This window comes from Thermobifida alba, from assembly GCF_023208015.1.
Lineage (GTDB): Bacteria > Actinomycetota > Actinomycetes > Streptosporangiales > Streptosporangiaceae > Thermobifida > Thermobifida alba.
Genome location: NZ_CP051627.1, coordinates 978122 through 995856 on the forward strand (window position 1 = coordinate 978122; position 17735 = coordinate 995856).

Genomic DNA, 17735 nt, shown 5'->3' on the forward strand with positions numbered 1-17735 from the left:
GCATCGACCGGCCCTTCCGTCGGACCGGAGGAACGGCGGGCCACGCCGCTTTCCGCTCCGATGGTCGCCCCGGCGGCCCGAGAGAACACAGAAGCGAATTCTCGGTGTCTTTCTGAGAAACAGCGAGTTGACACCGGGTGCACTGTTGGCGATCGCCCTGCTCGTGTGTTTGTCCTTTGTGGGAGGAAGAGGTGGTTCTTCTTTTCCGTGTTGTCCGGAATCGAACCCGCTCTGGCCAGTGGAGTCGCCGTGTGCCAGGATTTCCGGGAAACGCGGAGAACACTCGGAGAAAAGCACTGAAATTCCAGCTCGGCCGCACGCGACCATTCGTGAGAAGGAATCGCACGTTGACGCAGACCGCTCCCCCGAAAGCCGAGTTCCGTGGGGCCTCCTTCCTTGCCTGGTGCGGAGTCGGGATGCTGGTGACCGGCCTCCTGGCGAACGCGACCGCGTTGCTGCTCCACGCGGGGGAGTCGGGGGCGCACCTGCTTCGCGTCGGTCTGTGGATCGTGGTCGGCCTGCACCTCTTCTCGGTGCTCCCGCCTTCGGAAGGGAGCCCGGAGAATCCGGGGAAGGTACGGGAGGGCACGGGGCTGGGGGCGGTCTCGACCGTGCTGCTCACCGTCCTCCTGGCGGTGCTGGACCGGCCGCTCTGGCTCTTCGACGGTCCCGGTGCGGACACGCCGTGGTCCACGGCGGGGTGGGCCGGCCTGGGAGCGGTGGCCCTCGGCGTGATCGCGGTGGCCGCGGCCGGACGGGGCCGGCGGCTCCGCTGGACGGGACCCTCCCTGGCCGGTGTGGCCTGCGGAATCGCGGTGACGGCGGTGCTGGCCTCGGCTGCGTGGACGGGACTGCGCCCCCTCGTGCCGCTGCACCAGCCGTCCCGGGTGTGGCATGTCACCGCCGAGGCCGCAGAGGCCGGTCCGGTGCCGTCCATGGTGGAAGAGGTCGCCTGGATGTGGCGGCCGCCCGGGGACACGTGGTCGGCGCGGGTCATGGCCACGGCTACAGGAGCGGTGGTGGCCCTCGACTACGGTGTGGTCGCGCTCGACACCGCCACCGGCGAGGAGACCTGGCACTACCTGCGGCCGGGCGGCTGGGTGCAGGCCAGCGTCACCCCCGACGGCCGGACCGTCGCCGTCGCCTTCCGGGACGAGGACGACACGGGTGCGCTGCTCGCCCTGGACGCCGCCACCGGACAGGTCCGCGGCGCCACCGTGTTCCCCGAACAGTTGACCGGGTGGGACGACTGGGGCGGACGGGGGTCCCCGGACGTGGGCCTGCTCACCGCCGACGCGCGCATCCTGGTGGACGAGGGGGACGGTGCGTGGACGCTCACGGCGTGGGGGCTGACGGACGACGTGCTCCGGTGGGAAGCCCCCCAGGACGCCGGGTGCCGGGCCGCCCCGTCATCGGACAGCCGGTGGGTCCGTGTCTTCTCCGACATGGTGGTGGTCGCCCAGAGGTGCTACGAGGAACCGGCGGAGGCCACCGGCGAGGCGGATGCCGGCGACGCCCAGGGGGCGGCGAACCGGCTGACGGCCTTCGACGCCGACACCGGTGAGCCCCTGTGGACCAGGGAGTGGGCGGCGGCGTCCTCGGCCGCCCCCAGGATCGCCGGTGCCCGTCCCCACCAGCCGACCACGGCGGACGACGCGGTGGTCGCGGTGACCGAGGGGGACGACGAAGGCCCCTGGCTGGTGGTGGACCGGGCCGACGGCGAGGTGCTGGCCGACGCGCTGCTGCTCCCGGAGGGGAGCGGCAGCGTCCACTTCGCGGCGGACTCGGTCGTGTTCGCCCGCCACGACCCCGAGCTGCCCGGCACGCGGTACGAGCGGTGGACGCTGACCGGCGACCCCGGGGCCGCCGTTGCGGTGGAGACGCCGCCCGACGGGCCACCGGCACCGGTGGTCCTCGGAAGCGAGTGGGCGGTCCTGGCGGACGCGGTGGTCGACGTGCGCCTGGGCGGGGCCGCGGCCGGGACGGAGTCCCGCCGTGCCGCGGTGGGCGTGACCTCGTGGAGTTCCGGCGAGACCCGCGAGATCCCGCTCGACGTCCCGGCGGCCGCCGGACCGGCCGACAGGGCCGACGAGGCCGGCGGTCCCCGCCTGCTCCCGGTCCCGGGCGCGCTGCTCCTCGTCGTCGAAGAGACCAGGGCGTACTTTTCCGACGAAGCCCCTGGCCCGGTCCTCGGCCTGCGGTGACCCGTGGACGTCGCTTGCGCACGGCCAGGTCCCCAGTACCACCTTCGACCGCGGTTGTGGCACTAGGGACAAGATCACCGACTCCCGTGCCTGCCACGGCACGGTGGCCCGCCAGATCACGTGTGAGTCCACTGGCTCCGGAGCCCCGGCGGCGCCGGTTCCATCCGTTGCCGGCGTACAACAGGCACACGCACAGTTCCGCGGCGATTCGCACCAGACCGGGCAGGCGGTCATGGCACCCGCCGTTGCCTGTCATGGTTTCCGGATTCCGGTTCCACGGGGGAACCATTCTTTTTCTTTTCCTTCTTCCTCCTGGTCCTGGCTGTTTGTCGTCGGCGGTTCCGTTGACATACGCTCCGTACGCGTCGCCGGTTTCCCGGTGCCTGTACTCGTCCGTCCAGTCGTTCTGACTTGTGATCACGGTCTCCACGTAATCGTTGACGTAAGTCCTTCCGTTGTCCTGTGGGAAGTCGGGACCACCGAACTTGTGCTGTTCGAGTAGCAGCAGCATGTCGTCGTTGGCTGCGTCGGAATAGTCATGCAGGGTGAGGGGGCGCGCCATTCGAAGATCGAATCAGGGAGTCGCGAGCTTGCGTGGGGAATCCAAACGGGTATGTCGTCCGGCGGGAGGAGGATCGTGTCGCTCAGGTTGGAGATGTGGACGTCACCGTTGTCGACCAGCCAGTGAAGAGCAAGGAGATTGTACTGTTTTCCGACGTAGGTGCTCTTCTCTTCGAGGAGGTTGACATTCGGGCCCCGGTAGTAGTCGGGATCCTTGATGGCCCCTCCCAGGGCGTACTTCAGGAAGTCGCCTGGATGCTCCCGGCAAGGGTTGTGGCGTGCTCCTCCAGGCCCGCACATGAAGCTTTCGTGGCTTTCGGCGAAATCGATGTGGTCGCCGCACCAGGGGTCCCTGCCCGCGGCGGCCTGCGCGTTGTCGGCCGCGGTGTTGAAGAAGTCCCTGATCCCGGTGAGATTGTCGGCCAGCTGTTCTGCGTCAACTCCCGAGCTGACCGCTCCCTGGGGATTGACCCCGACCTCTCCATTACTCGCGGATCTTCCCTGTCTTCGACCGCTCTCCAGAAATGGGAGAGCGCTGTTGGACTCCTAGACCTTTCCCTCCACAGGTTAGGGAGATGTGGGTCCTGTCATTGCGGTCGTGAAGTGCTGTTGCCGCATGTGGCCATCCGCTTGACGTCCGCTGTCCGGTTTCGTTCGCGTTTCGTGCGAAACGCGGTGGTAACCCGTCGGCTCTGCCTCCATTTCTTGTTTCTCACCGGTCCGAACAAGCAGCGCAGAGTTTCCGCGCCTCTGTCGGATCTTTCTGGCAGGAGAGGCCCCGTCCCGTCACACCACACGTTGGGAGAACCGTGATGCCCGCCGATCCCTCCGGGGCTGTGTCCCGTGGACGGTCTTTCCTGATCTGGTCCGGTGTGGGACTGGTGGCGGTGGGGCTGGTGACCACCGTGGCCACTGCTCTGGCAGGGGAAGGGGGTGTAGGCAACCCGTTCCGGATCATCTTCTGGGTGCTGACCGGGTTGGGCTGCGGGGCGCTGCTGCTGCAACTGCTGGAGCGGATTCCACCCGAACAGCGCCACACCGTGCGCCGACCCGTGGCCGCCGGCGCGGTGGTGGCCGTCTCGACCGCACTGCTGGCGTGGCTGGAACGGCCCGCCTGGCTGCTCGACGGTCCGGGGAGCACACGCTGTCCTACGTCTCGGGCTGGGCCGGATCGGTCGCGGTGGTGCTCGGTGCAGTGGTGGTGGCCGCGGCCGGACACAACCACCGGCCCACCGGACCGGCCCTGACCGGCAGGCTGGCCGTCGGAGCGCTGGTCACGGTGCTGCTGGCCACGGTCGCGTGGACGTGTGGGCAGGCCCTGTCCCGGCCGCTGCCGCCGCTGTTCGACGGAGTCGACCACACCACTGCCGACGCCGACAGCCCCGACTAAGCACCGCTCACGGTCAAGGAGGTGGCCTGGACCTGGCAGCCGCCCCAGGACATCCGCCCGGCGAGGTTGCTGCCCACGGCCGGGGGCGCGGTGGTCGACGTGGGCCACGGCGTGATCGCGCTGGACACCGCCACCGGTGAGCAGACCTGGCACTACCTGCTGCCGGGCACCGAGATGACGGCCAACGTCACCCCCGACTGGGAGACCACCGTCCTGTCCCACGAGACCGAGTCGGGCAGTGCGGTGGTGGCGTTGGACTCGATCACCGGAAAGCGGCGCGGCCACGCCGTGCTCCCCACATCCCAGGAAGCCGACATCGGGCTGCTCACCGCCAACGCCCGCATCCCGCTGGAACAGACCGATACGGGCTGGCAGCCCACCGCGCGTTCGTTGGCCGCCGACGCCCACCTGTGGAGCACTGCCCTGTCATCGCACTGCCTGGTGCAACAGCAGACCCGATCCTGGATCCGCACCTACGATGACAGGATCGTCGTCGCCCAGCCCTGCCACCCCGAACTGCCCCGCACCCCTGCAGAGGAGCTTGCCGGACTGTCGGGGGCACGAACCGCCTCACCGCCTACGACGCGGACACCGGAGAAGAGGAGTGGACCCACGAGTGGGAGGCCGAAGAACCCTTCGGCGCCTTCCCCGAACTCGCCCACCCCCGTGCCGACACCCGTCTGGACGCCCCGTCCTTCACCGCGTCCAGATCGGTGGTCGCGGCCAAGCACCGCACGGACGGCCACGAGTACCTGGTGCTGGACCTGGGGAGCGGCATACGCCACACGGAGCCTTTGGAGCTTGCGGGATACGACGACCGTCTCCACTTCACCTCCGACGGGGTCACGGCCCTGCGCCACGATCCGCAGACGGACACGCTCGTCTACGAGTTCCTCGTGTACTTCCCCGGCAAAGAACCTGAAATGGTCGCCCGGATGCGCGACCCAGACGGACTGGACGATCCTGGCGGCCACGCATGGGTGGCACTGATGGACGCGGTCGTGGCGGTCCGGCCCGCAACGGACTCCCCCGGAAGTCACCTGGTCGGCGTGGCGCCGTGGAATTCCGCCACCGAGCCCGTCCGGATCCCGCTCGACGGGGTGCGGCTGAGCGAGGACAGCGAAGCCATCCGATTCATCTCCGCAAGGGAAGCGGTCCTCGTCACCGACACCGCGGTGACGAACCTCGTCGCCCTGCACTGAGCACGACGGCGGCGCCGGTGGGCCGTCCCCCGCGGGAGACGACCCACCGGTGCCGCGAACGGACGGGGCGGCTTCGGCTAGCGACCCCTCCGGTCAGGGCCACCGGACACGGACACCGCCGCCGTCCGCGGCGACCGGAACGGGGTCGGCCGTCCGGCCGCGCCGCGGGAGTGCGTTCAGGAGCCGTCCTGCGGACCGTCCGGGGACCGCGGTCCGGCGGCGCGCAGGAACCGCTCCGCGCGGTCGCGCAGGTAGTCGCGGAACTCGGGCGGGTCGACCACGTGGAAGTCCGCGCCGAGGGAGGCGAGCACCAGCGTCGGCCAGTCGAAAGTGTCGACGTGCATAGTCAGGCGGCACCCGCCGCCGTCCGCCTCTTCCACCGTCCCCCACGACGCCACGGCCCGCCGCACGTCGGCGGCGTCCGCGTCCACCTCGACCACCACCCGGTGCCGTCGGGACACGGTGAGGTTGCGCCGCCGCACGAACTCCGCCGCGTCCCCGCCGGGAACCTCCCGGGGGACGAAGAGGGCGCCCGTGGCCTTCGGCTCGGTGATGCGGTCCACCCGGAAGGTGCGCCAGTCGTTGCGGCCCACGTCCCAGGCCACCAGGTACCAGCGGTGCCACAGCGGCACCAGGCGGTGCGGCTCCACCAGCCGCCGGGTCTCCTCGCCGCCGCGGGAGGTGTAGGCGAACCGCAGCATCTCGGTGTCCCGGCAGGTCTGCGCGATCACCGTCAGGGTGACCGCGTCGACCGTCGGGCCGCCGCCGGGGGCGACGGGCGCGGTGGAGGAGCGCAGCGCCTCCACCCGGTTGCGCAGCCGGGGCGGCATCACCTGCACGACCTTCGCCAGGGCGCGCACCGACGTCTCCTCGATGCCCGCCACCGCGCCCAGGGCGGCCGTGTGCAGTCCCACCGCGATGGCCACCGCCTCCTCGTCGTCGAGCAGCAGCGGCGGCATGGCCGCCCCCGACCGCAGCTGGTAGCCGCCCGCCACCCCCCGGTTCGAGTCGACCGGGTACCCCAGTTCCCGCAGCCGGTCCACGTCGCGGCGCAGGGTGCGCTCACTCACCCCCAGCCGTTCGGCCAGCTCCCGTCCCGGCCAGTACCGGTGGGTCTGCAGCAGGGACAGCAGCCGCAGCATCCGCGTGCTCGTGTTCGCCATGACTCCAGCGTCCCGCATATTACGGACGGAAGGTGGCCGAAAAGGCTTCTAGAGTGGGCCTGTGACCGAGACAATGATCCACACCAGTGCCCTGACCAAGCACTTCACCTCCCGCAAGAGCACCGTCGAGGCGGTCCGCGGCATCGACCTGCGCGTGGAGGCGGGGGAGATGGTCGCGATCCTGGGGCCCAACGGGGCCGGGAAGTCCACCACGCTGCGCATGCTCACCACCCTGCTGCCCCCCACGTCGGGAACCGCCCGGGTCGTCGGGTTCGACGTGCGCACCCAGCCGCGCGAGGTGCGCGCCCGCATCGGCTACGTCGGCCAGGGCACCGGCTCCGGGTACAACCAGCGCGGCCGCGACGAACTGGTCACCCAGGGGCGCGCCTACGGACTGGACACCGCCACGGCCCGCAGCCGCGCCGCCGAACTGCTCGCCTCCCTCGACCTGGAGAGCGTCGCGGACCGGCGCTCCTCCTCCCTGTCGGGCGGGCAGAAGCGGCGGCTGGACATCGCCCTGGGACTGGTCCACACGCCCCCGCTGCTGTTCCTCGACGAGCCGTCCACCGGACTGGACCCGCAGAACCGGGCCAACCTGCACGAGCACATCCGCAGGCTGCGCGCCGACCACGACACCACGATCGTGTTCACCACCCACTACCTGGACGAGGCCGACCAGTTGGCCGAACGGGTCGTGGTGATCGACCACGGCAGGATCATCGCCGACGCCTCCCCCGAACAGCTCAAGGCCGAGTACGCGGGCGACCGCATCACCCTCACCTTCGACCGGGAGGACGACGCCGCGGCGGCCCTGCCCCGCCTGCTGGGCATCGCGGCGGGCGCGCGCGGCGAGCGGACCGGGCCGCAGGTGGTCCTGGAGATCGACGGCGGCTCCCGGATCGCACCGAAGCTGCTGCGGGAACTCGACGAGACGGGCCTGCCCGTGGCCGCCGTCGAGATCGTCCGCCCCACCCTCGACGACGTGTTCCTCAACCTCACCGGCCGCAGCCTCCGCGACGCCGCGGCCACCGCACGGCCCGCGAACCAGGAGATCCCCGCATGACCGCCCCGACCAGTCCGATCACCGACACCGTCACCGTCTTCGTCCGGGAGCTGCGCCCGGTGCTGCGCGACCCGTTCTCGGTGGTCTTCAGCCTGGTGCAGCCGCTGATCTTCCTCGCGCTGTTCGCGCCGCTGCTGCCCGGCGGCCTGGGCGAGGAGTCGACGCTGCAGTGGTTCGTGCCCGGCATCGTCGTGATGTCCTGCCTGTTCGCCACCATGTCGACGGGGGCGAACCTGCTGTTCGAGATCCAGCTCGGCTCGCACGAGCGGATGCTGGTCTCGCCGCTGCGCCGCTCCGCGCTGATCGTGGGCCGGGCGCTCAAGGAGATCGTGCCGGTCCTCGTCCAGACCGCGGTCATCCTCGTCGTCACCGTTCCGTTCGGGTTCCGCCCCAGCCCGCTCGGGGCGGTCTGCGGGCTGCTGATCCTCAGCGTCTTCAGCATCGGGGTGGGCTGCCTCTCCTACGCGCTGGCGCTGGTGTCCAAGGACCGGCACTGGCTGTTCTGGGGGGTGCAGCAGACCCTGCTGTTCCCGCTGGTGCTGCTCGCCGGAATCATGCTCCCGGTGGAGGGCGGCCCCGGCTGGCTGCAGACGCTGTCGCGGTTCAACCCGCTGACCTACGTCGTCGACGCGCAGCGCGCCCTGTTCAACGGCGACCTGGCCGCGCCGGTCATCGCCTGGGGCGCGCTGGCCGCGGTGGCCGTGGCGGTGGTGGGCCTGTGGGTGGGCATCACCACGATGCGCCGCGCGGACTGAGCCGACCGGCGGCACGCCCGCCGGTCGGGAAGGCCGCGGCGGCACGCCCGCCGGTCGGGACGCGTGTCCCGGGTGGCGGTTGCGCTCCGTGGCTTTTCGGCTCCGCTGCGGGGACTCCTCCGGGGACGGCAGCGCGGCGGGCCGGCGGTCAGTCCTGGTCGAAGCGGAGGACCGGTTTGACCACCGTTCCCGCCTCGGCGTCGGCGGCAGCGGTGTTGATGTCGGCGAACGGATACGGCGTGACCAGTCTGCGCAGCGGCATCCGGCCCTGGCGGACCAGGTCGACCAGGGCGGGCAGGAACACCTGCGGGGTGGAGTCGCCCTCGGTGACGCCGACGACGCGGCGGCCGTGGAGCATGTGGGAGAGGTCGACGGCGGCGGTGGTGCCCGGCGGCGGGGCGCCGACGAGTGCCAGGGTGCCGCGGTGCGCCAGCGCCCGGAGTGCTCCGGCCACGGCCCCGGGGTGGCCGGTGGCGTCCACGGCGTGGGTCACCCCCTCGCCTCTGGTCAGCTCGGCCAGGGCCTCGTCGAGGTCGGTGGAGCGCGGGTTGACGGTGTCGGTGGCGCCGAGGTCGCGGGCCAGTTCCAGGCGCGAGTCGAGAAGGTCGACGGCGATGATCCGAATGGTGCCGGTCAGCGCCGCCGCCATCACCGCGGACAGGCCCACCGAGCCCGTCCCGAACACCGCCAGCGTGCTGCCGGGCTCGGGACGCAGCACGTTGAGGACCGCGCCCGCCCCGGTCTGGACGCCGCAGCCCAGCGGGGCGAGCAGGGACAGGTCCGCGTCCGGGGCGACGGGGCAGACGCCGCGCTCGTCGGCCAGGACCCGGGTGGCGAAGGAGGACTGGGCGAAGAAGTGGCCGTGGACCGCCTCCCCGCCCCGGTGCAGGGTGGCGCTGCCGTCGGCGCGCCCGCCGGCCAGCACGTTGCGCGGCAGGAACTCCACGCAGTAGGCGGGGTGGCCGGAACGGCAGTGGCGGCAGGTCCCGCAACTGGTGAAGGTGAGGAGCACGTGGTCGCCGGGGGCCACCGAGGTGACCCGCGACCCGGTGGCCTCCACCACCCCGGCGCCCTCGTGGCCCAGCACGCCCGGTAGCGGGAACGGGATGTGTCCGGCCCGCACGCCCAGGTCGGTGCCGCACATCCCGCTGGCGGTCATCCGTACCACCACCTCGTGGGGGCGCGGGTCGTCGAGCGTGACTTCGTGGAGTTCGAAAGGTGCGCCGGGGGAGTCGAGCACGGCTGCGGTGGCGGAGAAGGTCATGTCCTGTCCTGGGGGGTCGAGGTCGGCGGCCCGGCCGGGGCGGGGCCCTGCCGGGTCTCCCCTACCCGCGAGCGGCGCGGGCGACTCCACGACGGGCGCGGGAACGCACGCGTGCCGTCCGGGGCCGACCGCGTTCCGTGCCACCGGCGGCGCCTCGCCCGCGGGGGAGCGTGTCCTCGCACGGTCTCCGCCCCTACCCGCCCCGGGGCGGGTAGGGGCGGAGTTGTCCACAAGTGGGCGGAAACTCCCGCGCTCCAGGGGGAACCGTCCTACTATCGGTGTTCCCGCCGCCGCGTTGTGGAGGAGTCCCGCGTGATCGATCCCCCGCCGTTGCCGTCCGCCCCGCTCCCGACCGTCGACTCCGTGGCTCGCCGGGTGGTGGCCCGCTGCGCCCCCGAGGAAGAGCCCTACTACCCCCAGCTGCGCGACGACTTCCTGGCCCGGGGCAGCTCCGCCGCCCGCACCGCCGACAACCCGCTGGGCTTCGGGGAGATCGCCGTCGGCCTGGTCACGGGGGTGGTGTTGACCGTGCTGCACGAACTGGTCGTCGAATCGGTCACCGACACCGTGCGCCCCTGGTGGCAGCGGGCCTGGGACTGGACGCTGCGGCGCCTGCGGCTCACCCGCGTGGCACCCGATCCCCGCGCCCCGGTTCCGCCGCTGCCCGCCGACCGGATCCCCGACGTGGCCGCGGCCGTCACCGAACACGCCGTGCGGGCCCACCTTCCGCCGGAGCGGGCAGCCGAACTCGCCCGTGCCGTCGTCGCCGAGCTCACCGTCGCCGACGGGGACTCCGATGACCGTTCCGGCCGCTGACACCACCGGACCGCCCGCCCCGCAGCGCCGGTTCGACCCGTTCCGGCTTCCCAGCGCGACCAGTATCCGGTTCGTGCTGCTCATGGCGGGCGCGAGTATCGGCGCCATGTACGTGGGGCTGTGGTACCTGCCGTACCTGTCCGTCATCCTGGACCAGCCGCTGCCCTTGGCGGACACCTGCGCCGAACAGGCCGGGAACGTCGTCGGCGCCGGTTCCGACCGGGCCGTGCTCGAGACCTTCCTCGACTGCCTGACGGGGAGGGAACGGCTGGCCGCCTGGTGGTTCCTGGGGGCGGTACCCGTCTGGGCGGTGACGACGGCCGTGGTCTACACGGCCTATCCGGTGGTCCTGCGCCGGCGCCTGCGTGCGCTGCGGCTGCCGCGCACCTCCGGGGCGGTCAGGGCCGCGGAGCAGGCGCTGCACGAGGAACCGGGCGGGGCCGCGCGGCGCGTCACCCTGCTCGTCACCCCGGGAACGGCGGGCGGCGCGCGCGTGTTCGGCGCGTGGGGCCGGTACTGGATCGCCATCGACCTCGCCCTGCTCACGGCCCCCTTCCGCGGACGGAGCCGGGCGGTGATCCGGCACGAACTCGCCCACCTGCGCAACCGCGACGTCGACCTCACCTACCTGGCCGTGGCCTCCTGGTGGGCGCTGCTGGGGATGACACTGCTGCCGCTGCCGGCGCACCTGTTCGTCTTCACGAGGGCCGGGGGCGGAGAGGTCGGCCCCGCGGTGCTGCGGATGACGGCGACCGCGCTGCTCGTTCTGGCCGTGCTGCACCTGGCGCGTGCCCGGGTCCTGCGCACCCGGGAGCACTACGCCGATCTGCGGGCCGCCGCGGCTGCCCCGGGCGACCCCGAACTGCAGCGCGCCCTGGCGGCCCTGGCGCAGACGGGGGCGAAACGGTCCCGATGGCACGCGCTGCGCGGCTACCATCCTCCCCCCGAGGAGCGGCGGCGGGTGCTCGACGCTCCCGACCGGCTCGTCCGCGTCTCCGGAGTCGACCTGTTCTTCGCGGGAGCGGTGCTGGGCGTCGGGCAGACGCATCTGGCCCTGGTCGCGCGCCTGCTGGCGGGCAACGACGAGTACCACGGCCACGGGGCGGCGTCCCTGCTGCTCGGCTCCCTGGTGGGCGTGGTCGTGGCGGCGGTGGTGTGGAACGCGGTGGACGCGGCCGGAGGGCGTCCGCGTGGTCTGGGGCGGGCGGCGGGGGCTTTGGCCGGAGGCGTCCTCCTCGGCTGTTCGGTGCCGCACGAGTTCGCGCCCGGAGGGCTCGTCCCCCTGGCGGCGCACCCCGAACTCGCGGTCCTTTCCGCCCTCCTGCTGTGGCTGGCCTGCCTGGTGTTCCTGCGGTGGGCGGCGCTGGGCGCGCGGATGGGACTGGGCACGTCCCGCCGGTGGCGGAAGGTGTACGCATCCACTCTGGGATGCGCCGCGGTGGCGTTCGGATGCCTGTCCACCGTGTGGGTCATCGTCAACGGGCACCTGGGGGAGGCGGACGCGCTGGGGCGGGCGCTGGCGGTGTGGGGAGGACTCTTCGCCGCTTCGCAGACGTGGTACTTCACCGTGGGGCTGGGGTGTGCGGCGCTGTGCGTGGCCGCGCTGCCGCAGGCCGGTGAGAGCCGCGGCGAACGCCGTTGGCGGCGGTGGGCGCCGGTGCTGCTCGGCCACCGGGTCGCGGGGGTGCACCTGCTGCTGGTGGTGATGGCGATCCTCATCTCCGGCGTGGTGGCCGGAGGCGGTCCCCTGCCGTCGTGGTGGAGTCCCGACCTGCGGCTTGCCGCGGCGGTTGCCGGTGCCCTGCTGTCCGCGGCGCTGTCCGGCGCGGGCCTGGGCGTGCTGCTGGGGGGCCGGGGCAGGAGCGGCGTGGCGCTGTGCGCCTCCGTGGTCATGGTGCTCGTGACGGCGGCCCTGCAGCCCTTCGCGTTCGCCGCGGCGGTCAACGGCACGGTCTGCCTGGCGGAACCCGCCTCGGCGGGGTGTTGGGCCCGGGCGGGCACGGCGGTCCTGGGGGCCTTCGGCACCGCCGGGCTGGGACCCTTGGCGGTGGTCGCGCTGCTCCTCGTGTGCCTTCCGGCCACCGCCGCCGGCGCCGCGCTGCGGGCCCGCCGCAAGGCGCCGCCCCGTCCCGCCCAGGCCCGGCCCGCACCGGCGGCCGGTGCGGCGCAGGCGGAGCGAACCGGTGGGTACGGGGTGCTGGCCGCGGTGCTGGCTCTCGTGGTCCTGCTGGCGGGGTGGGCGGCCGACAGCCTGGCGCGGAGGCCGCTGGTCCACGACGGTCCGCGCCCCGAACTGGCGGCGCGGGTGCGGCCGGGAACGGTGGAACGGACCGAAGTGTGTGAACAGGCCGGGGACGTGTTCCCCGGTTCCAACGTCCTCGACGTCCGAAGCGGCAGGGAAGCGCTTCTCGTCCTCGCGGCCTCCAGCCGGGACCCGGTGCTCGCCGCGTTCGGCAATGCGGCGCTCGACGGCGCCGAGGTGCCGTGGTCCCGGTTCTTGCGGGCGGTGGCCTACTACTGCCAGGAGACGGAGGGCCCGCGGTGACCGGGGTGACCGCCGCGTCCCCCGTCGGCGGTCACCACTGCCGGGCCGGCCCCGGCACCACGCCGCGTCGGCGGCGCGGTGGCCTTAACGGGCCGCGGCGGTCCCCGGTCTGTGGGGGCAGCACCACGATGTGCCACGCGGACCCCGCCGGTCGGCTCGGTCCCTGCCTGTCCCCGCTCGCGCCCCGGAGCCGTACCTGCGGGAGCTCTCTTGGGCCGCGGCGTGAGTCGGTGCCGGCGGCGCAGAACGGGACGCGGGACGCCTCAAGCCGGGGCAGGTGGGGCGGAAAGCAGCGAGGGGAATCCTGTTCCAGGGAAGCCGCTCGTTCGAACCGCGTGTTTCCGGGGGTGTCCTGGGTTCTGCCGTCGCTTCTCTTCATCGGATTCCCGATGGCTGGCCTCCACTGCAGATCCGGCCGGTCTGTTTTCCTTTCTTTCGATTTTCCGGTGCTTTCGGGCATCCGTTTTCCGCGGCTTCCCGTTCGTTTTCTGCGGCGCCGGAAGTCCGTGGGGGGAACTGCCTCCCCGGTACTCCGAACACCCCGGGAAACCGCTGGAAACGCCCACCGGGGAAGTGCTGCCGAGGATGATCCGGCGACATTCCACCACACGGGCTTCCAGCACTGAAGCTCCTGGTGGGGCGGGTGAGCCGATGACCACCGGCCCCGGGAGGGGGCGTTGTCCGCACGGCGGTGTTTCCTCCTTTCGGAGCGCGGATGCCCGACGCCGGCGCAGCGGCCCCGGCCTCCTCCAGGGGACGGCCGGGAGCGGCCGCCCCGGCACCGGAAGGCGACGGGACCGCGGCCCGGCGGCGCCACGCACCCCTGGTCAGGTGCCGTCGAAGCCCAGCACCGGTTTGAGGACCGCCCCGGACCGCGCCGCCTCGACCGCGTCGTTGATGTCGGCGAACGCATAGGGCGTGACCAGTCTGCGCAGCGGCATCCGGCCCTGCTGCACCAGGTCCACCAGGGCGGGCAGGAACACCTGCGGGTTGGAGTCGCCCTCGGTGATGCCGACGATCCGGCGGCCGTTGAGCACGTAGTTGACGTCCACGTCGATGGTGGTGCCCGCGGCGGGCGCGCCGACGAGGCCGAGCGTGCCGTTGGGGGCCAGCGCCCGCAACGCGCTGGCCAGCACCCCGGTGTGGCCGGTGGCGTCCACCGCGTGGGTCACCCCCTGCCCGCCGGTCAGTTCACGCAGCGCCTCGTCCAGGTCGGTAGAGCCGGAGTTGACCGTGTCGGTGGCGCCGAGGTCGCGGGCCAGTTCCAGACGGGAGTCGACGAGGTCGACGGCGATGATCCGCGTGGCGCCGGTCATCGTCGCGGCCATCACCGCGGCCAGGCCCACCGCGCCCACGCCGAACACCGCCAGCGTGCTGCCCGGTTCGGGACGCAGCACGTTGAGGACGGCGCCCGCCCCGGTCTGGATGCCGCAGCCCAGCGGGGCCAGCAGGGACAGGTCCGCCGACGGGTCCACCCGGCACACACCGCGTTCGTCGGCCAGCACCCGGGTGGCGAAGGACGACTGGGCGAAGAAGTGTCCGTGCAGCGTCTCCGAGCCCCGGCGCAGGGTGGCGCTGCCGTCGGCGCGCTGGCCGCCCACCAGGTTGCGGGGCAGGAACTCCACGCAGTAGGCGGGGTGCCCGGTGCGGCAGTTGCGGCAGGTGCCGCAGCTGGTGAAGGTGAGCAGCACGTGGTCGCCGGGGGCCACCGAGGTGACCTCGGAGCCGACCGCCTCCACCACCCCGGCGCCCTCGTGGCCCAGCACACCCGGCAGCGGGAACGGGATGTGCCCGGACTGCACGCCCAGATCGGTGCCGCACACCCCCGAGGCGACGACCCGCACCACCACCTCGTGCGGCTGCGGATCGTCGAGGGTGACCTCCTGCAGGCGGAAGGATTCGTGCGGCCGGTCCAACACGGCCGCGGTGACGGTGGAGACCATGCTCCCTCCCGGTCGGTCGTCGGGGCCGCCCCGCGCTGGTGCGGCACGGGGCCCTGGAGCGGACCGCTACCCACGGAACCGGCCGGGATTCGGTCGCGGGCGTCCGGTCCGTGCGGCACCGACGGGAGGAGGACGGAGCCGCTGCCGGAAGGCCGGGGAACGGCAGGGGCCCGTCCTCCCCGCCCCGTGGACCGGACGGGAGGGGGGTTCGACACCCGGTCCGGAGCCGGGGACTCCACCGCCCGCTCCGGGGCGGGGCAGACCTCCCGATGACGCTCCGCGCGGGGCGGCGGGGAACCATGCGGCGGCCGGCTCGGAGAGGTCCGCGGGCAGGACCACCCGGTCCTCGCCGCTGATCGTCACCAGCCCGTCCGCCACCCGCACCGGCGCCGTGGCCGCGGCGCCGGGCAGCGTAGCCAGGCCCAGGCCGGGCAGCGCCACCGCGCCCCGCCGGACGGGCACGGTGATCTCGCAGCCGACCCGGGCGTGGACGACGGCGGAGACGGCCACCGCGCCCACGTGGGCGACGTCCGCCCACAGGGGCCCGCGGGCGCGTCCCCCGCCGTGTGCAGCCGCCGCAGGGTGTGCGCGGCCCAGGAGCCCACCTGAGGGAGGAGCAGCGCCGTGCGCACGGCTGCCGGGGAGGTGCGCTGGATGTCCGCCAGCAGGGTGTAGCCCGGCAGGAAGTGCTCGGCCAGGCCGCGTTCGTGCGCCGCGCCGTGCAGGGCGCGCAGCAGCACCAGCCGATTGCTGTACCGGGCGGAGCGCAGCCGGGCGACGGCGGCGTGGTCGCCGTGCCCGCGGGCCAGGGCGGTGAACTCCGCGTCGGAGAGCGTGTGCGGCGTCATCCCGGTCCTTTCTCGCCGGTGCGTGCCGACCGCCGTCGCGGCGCCTCGACGTCGGCGCGCACGCGGTTCCGGATGTGTCGGATCAGCGCCATGAGGTCGGGGCAGTAGACGGAGGGGTTGGCGAACCCCCGGCCCGCCCGGTAGCGGTGCGGGTAGTAGCCTCCCCGCACACCGCACGCAGCGAGCAGGGGCGGCAGGCGCCGCCCAGCGCGTCGAGGCCGAGCTGGCGGACCGCGATCGCCGGGTGGCGCAGCGCGGCGTCCAGGTCGCTGGTGTGCACGTTCAGTCCGGTCGCGGGGGCTCCCGGGTAGACGGACCTGAGCGTGTCGACCTGTTCGAGAGCGCTGTCGGTGTCGATGACCAGCAGCCTCACCGGACTGGTGCCCACGGCCTCACTGCGGCTGGAGCCCCCAGCAGCAGGTTCATGATCTCCTGGAAGAGGCGGACCTCCGTCTCCTGGCGGCGCTGCCCGTACCAGCGGTCGAACACCGCGCGCAGCCAGTCGGCGTAGGGGGTGTGCGCGGGGTCGGCGGTGCGCCGCGGGGGCGGGGAGGTCCAGTTGCCGTGGGGGAGCAGGAAGTCGACGCGCGGCGGCGCGAACTCCAGCGGTCCGTCGTGGACGCCGACCGGGTCGGAAGCCAGGTCGATCGTGCACAGCAGTCCGCTGAACAGGTGGCGGTTCTCCGGGGTGCCCGGGTGGCGCAGCGCGGCGGACACCTCGGCGTGGCTGCCGCGGCCGTCGGCGTGCACGCGGCGGCGGTCGTTGTCGGCGCGCCCCCGTCCAGGCTGACTCCCACGGGGATGAGGAATTTCGGGTTTTTGGACTCCGCCGGAATCGTTGTGCTGGTCGCGGGAGATCAGCGGCAGCGGGAGCACGGACGGCGGGAGAACAGGCGGCGGAGCAGGGACGCGTCCCGGAGGGCGCGGCGGGCGTCGAAGAGCCGGGCCGCGGCCCGTGCCGACGGGGCGCCGAGCCGCTCCATCTCCTCGGTGAGGAGCTTGGCCGACTCCACGGTCTGCCTCGGGTCGGCGACCAGGACGCGGGGCCTCGCCCCCCGGCGGTCGTTCACGGTCCTCACCCCTCGTCTCTCCGCGTCGCGGACCGGGATCAGGTGGAGGCGGCCAGAACGTTGCTGATCTCGTATGCCGCGGCGCTGGCGGCGAACCGCACGGCCTCGTCGGACAGTAGTCGGTAGCTGTCGGAACCGGGATCGGGGACCATGATGTCGACCGACACGCACCCCAGGATCTTCGACCGGGTGGCGCCCTGCCCGATCAACGGGGTGGCGAGGATGACGCTGAACTTGCCCCGGGCCCGCTGCCACTCACGGTAACTCATGCCGAGGGTGAGGGACTGCTCGGGGGGTTCGCGCCGTTCGAGCTGCTGGAGTTCCTGCCACTCGGCCTCGGTGGTCCCCTCCAGTTGCCGGTCGAGCGCCGCGACGTCCACGACGAGCAGTTTGCCCAGCGCCACGCAGCGGCCGATGACCCCCACCCCCGGGCGCCAGGTGGTGCCCGAGGCGCTGGTCGCGCGGAAGCGCACCCGCGTCAACGGCACCAGCCTCTCGCGGCGGTACGGCCACAGGCCGGTGCGGGCGCACAGGTGGACGGTGGCGCCCAGGTCGCGCACGTCGATACCGGTCTCGTCCTGGATCCGGAACAGCAGCGCGTGGAGGGCGTGGGTGACCCCCCGCTGGACGTTCCTGAGGGTGACCTCGGCGCTGTCCGCGCGCCACTGCTGGACCGCCGAGACGACCGAGGCGAGGAAGAGCAGGGTGACGCTGACCGCGGCGAGCCGGAACTCCTCGCGGGGGGAGAAGTGCCACAGCCCCGACTCGTGCCCGGCGAGAGCCACTCCCGCGGCGAACGCCAGGACGGCGCTGAGGAGCTTGGCGACGAGTCTGACCTGACTCCAGTGAGGGCCCACGGTTACCTGTTTATCACAGAAAGTAATCCCTTTTTGTCGTTCCGTGACCAGTGT

Annotated in this window: 15 protein-coding genes and 1 pseudogene; 8 read left to right on the top strand and 8 right to left on the bottom strand. The window is 72.8% G+C overall.

Translation table 11 applies throughout. The annotated features are described in order from the left end of the window. Nucleotides 1-416: 416 nt before the first annotated feature. The 4 genes and pseudogenes from FOF52_RS04505 (at nucleotide 417) to FOF52_RS04520 (ending at nucleotide 5357) form a co-directional block, all read left to right on the top strand. Nucleotides 417-2204 (top strand): outer membrane protein assembly factor BamB family protein, encoded by a 1788-nt coding sequence (locus FOF52_RS04505; protein ID WP_248592570.1) that lies wholly within the window; start codon nucleotides 417-419, stop codon nucleotides 2202-2204. A gap of 1657 nt (nucleotides 2205-3861) precedes the next feature. Then, nucleotides 3862-4155 carry a hypothetical protein gene (locus FOF52_RS04510; protein ID WP_248592571.1) on the top strand — a complete coding sequence of 98 codons (294 nt, stop codon included), beginning with the start codon at nucleotides 3862-3864 and terminating at the stop codon, nucleotides 4153-4155. A 21-nt stretch (nucleotides 4156-4176) separates the two neighbouring features. Next, a pseudogene (locus tag FOF52_RS22120) lies at nucleotides 4177-4413 on the top strand (PQQ-binding-like beta-propeller repeat protein); the annotation flags it as partial. 455 nt (nucleotides 4414-4868) lie between these two features. Further along, nucleotides 4869-5357 (top strand): hypothetical protein, encoded by a 489-nt coding sequence (locus tag FOF52_RS04520; RefSeq protein WP_248592573.1) that lies wholly within the window; start codon nucleotides 4869-4871, stop codon nucleotides 5355-5357. Between the two features lie 176 nt (nucleotides 5358-5533). Here the strand turns inward: FOF52_RS04520 and FOF52_RS04525 are convergent, their stop codons facing one another. Beyond that, nucleotides 5534-6520 (bottom strand): helix-turn-helix transcriptional regulator, encoded by a 987-nt coding sequence (locus tag FOF52_RS04525; protein WP_248592574.1) that lies wholly within the window; start codon nucleotides 6518-6520, stop codon nucleotides 5534-5536. 73 nt (nucleotides 6521-6593) lie between these two features. On the opposite strand from FOF52_RS04525, the gene FOF52_RS04530 reads away from it, so the two are divergent. Both FOF52_RS04530 and FOF52_RS04535 read left to right on the top strand, forming a co-directional pair. Further along, the gene (locus FOF52_RS04530) at nucleotides 6594-7583 is read left to right on the top strand and encodes an ATP-binding cassette domain-containing protein (RefSeq protein ID WP_248593752.1); all 990 of its coding nucleotides are present in this window, start codon (nucleotides 6594-6596) and stop codon (nucleotides 7581-7583) included. Further along, a complete protein-coding gene (locus FOF52_RS04535) occupies nucleotides 7580-8338 on the top strand; it encodes an ABC transporter permease (protein WP_248592575.1) in 759 nt (252 codons plus the stop codon). Before FOF52_RS04530 ends, FOF52_RS04535 begins: the two co-directional genes overlap by 4 nt. A 148-nt stretch (nucleotides 8339-8486) precedes the next feature. Here the strand turns inward: FOF52_RS04535 and FOF52_RS04540 are convergent, their stop codons facing one another. After that, nucleotides 8487-9602, bottom strand: coding sequence for an NAD(P)-dependent alcohol dehydrogenase (locus FOF52_RS04540; protein WP_248592576.1), 1116 nt, complete (start codon nucleotides 9600-9602; stop codon nucleotides 8487-8489). A 312-nt stretch (nucleotides 9603-9914) separates the two neighbouring features. Between FOF52_RS04540 and FOF52_RS04545 the strand changes: the two genes are divergently transcribed. Both FOF52_RS04545 and FOF52_RS04550 read left to right on the top strand, forming a co-directional pair. Next, nucleotides 9915-10418: a hypothetical protein gene (locus FOF52_RS04545; RefSeq protein WP_248592577.1), complete on the top strand. Its 504-nt coding sequence runs from the start codon at nucleotides 9915-9917 to the stop codon at nucleotides 10416-10418. Next, nucleotides 10399-12963 (top strand): M48 family metalloprotease, encoded by a 2565-nt coding sequence (locus FOF52_RS04550; RefSeq protein WP_248592578.1) that lies wholly within the window; start codon nucleotides 10399-10401, stop codon nucleotides 12961-12963. The genes FOF52_RS04545 and FOF52_RS04550 overlap by 20 nt, the downstream gene beginning before the upstream one ends. A gap of 827 nt (nucleotides 12964-13790) precedes the next feature. Here the strand turns inward: FOF52_RS04550 and FOF52_RS04555 are convergent. The 6 genes from FOF52_RS04555 to FOF52_RS04580 all read right to left on the bottom strand — a co-directional run bounded on the left by FOF52_RS04555 (nucleotide 13791) and on the right by FOF52_RS04580 (nucleotide 17681). Continuing rightward, nucleotides 13791-14906, bottom strand: a complete 1116-nt coding sequence (locus tag FOF52_RS04555) for an NAD(P)-dependent alcohol dehydrogenase (protein WP_248592579.1) — start codon at nucleotides 14904-14906, stop codon at nucleotides 13791-13793. Nucleotides 14907-15265: 359 nt separating this feature from the next. Further along, the gene (locus tag FOF52_RS04560; RefSeq protein ID WP_248592580.1) at nucleotides 15266-15754 is read right to left on the bottom strand and encodes a hypothetical protein; all 489 of its coding nucleotides are present in this window, start codon (nucleotides 15752-15754) and stop codon (nucleotides 15266-15268) included. 82 nt (nucleotides 15755-15836) lie between these two features. Then, complete coding sequence (locus FOF52_RS04565; RefSeq protein ID WP_248592581.1) at nucleotides 15837-16142, bottom strand: hypothetical protein; 306 nt, start codon at nucleotides 16140-16142, stop codon at nucleotides 15837-15839. Beyond that, nucleotides 16124-16504, bottom strand: a complete 381-nt coding sequence (locus FOF52_RS04570) for a hypothetical protein (protein WP_248592582.1) — start codon at nucleotides 16502-16504, stop codon at nucleotides 16124-16126. Before FOF52_RS04570 ends, FOF52_RS04565 begins: the two co-directional genes overlap by 19 nt. A gap of 107 nt (nucleotides 16505-16611) precedes the next feature. Continuing rightward, a complete protein-coding gene (locus FOF52_RS04575; RefSeq protein ID WP_248592583.1) occupies nucleotides 16612-16824 on the bottom strand; it encodes a hypothetical protein in 213 nt (70 codons plus the stop codon). A 38-nt stretch (nucleotides 16825-16862) separates the two neighbouring features. Continuing rightward, nucleotides 16863-17681 carry a hypothetical protein gene (locus FOF52_RS04580; RefSeq protein ID WP_248592584.1) on the bottom strand — a complete coding sequence of 273 codons (819 nt, stop codon included), beginning with the start codon at nucleotides 17679-17681 and terminating at the stop codon, nucleotides 16863-16865. Between the last annotated feature and the right edge of the window lie 54 nt (nucleotides 17682-17735).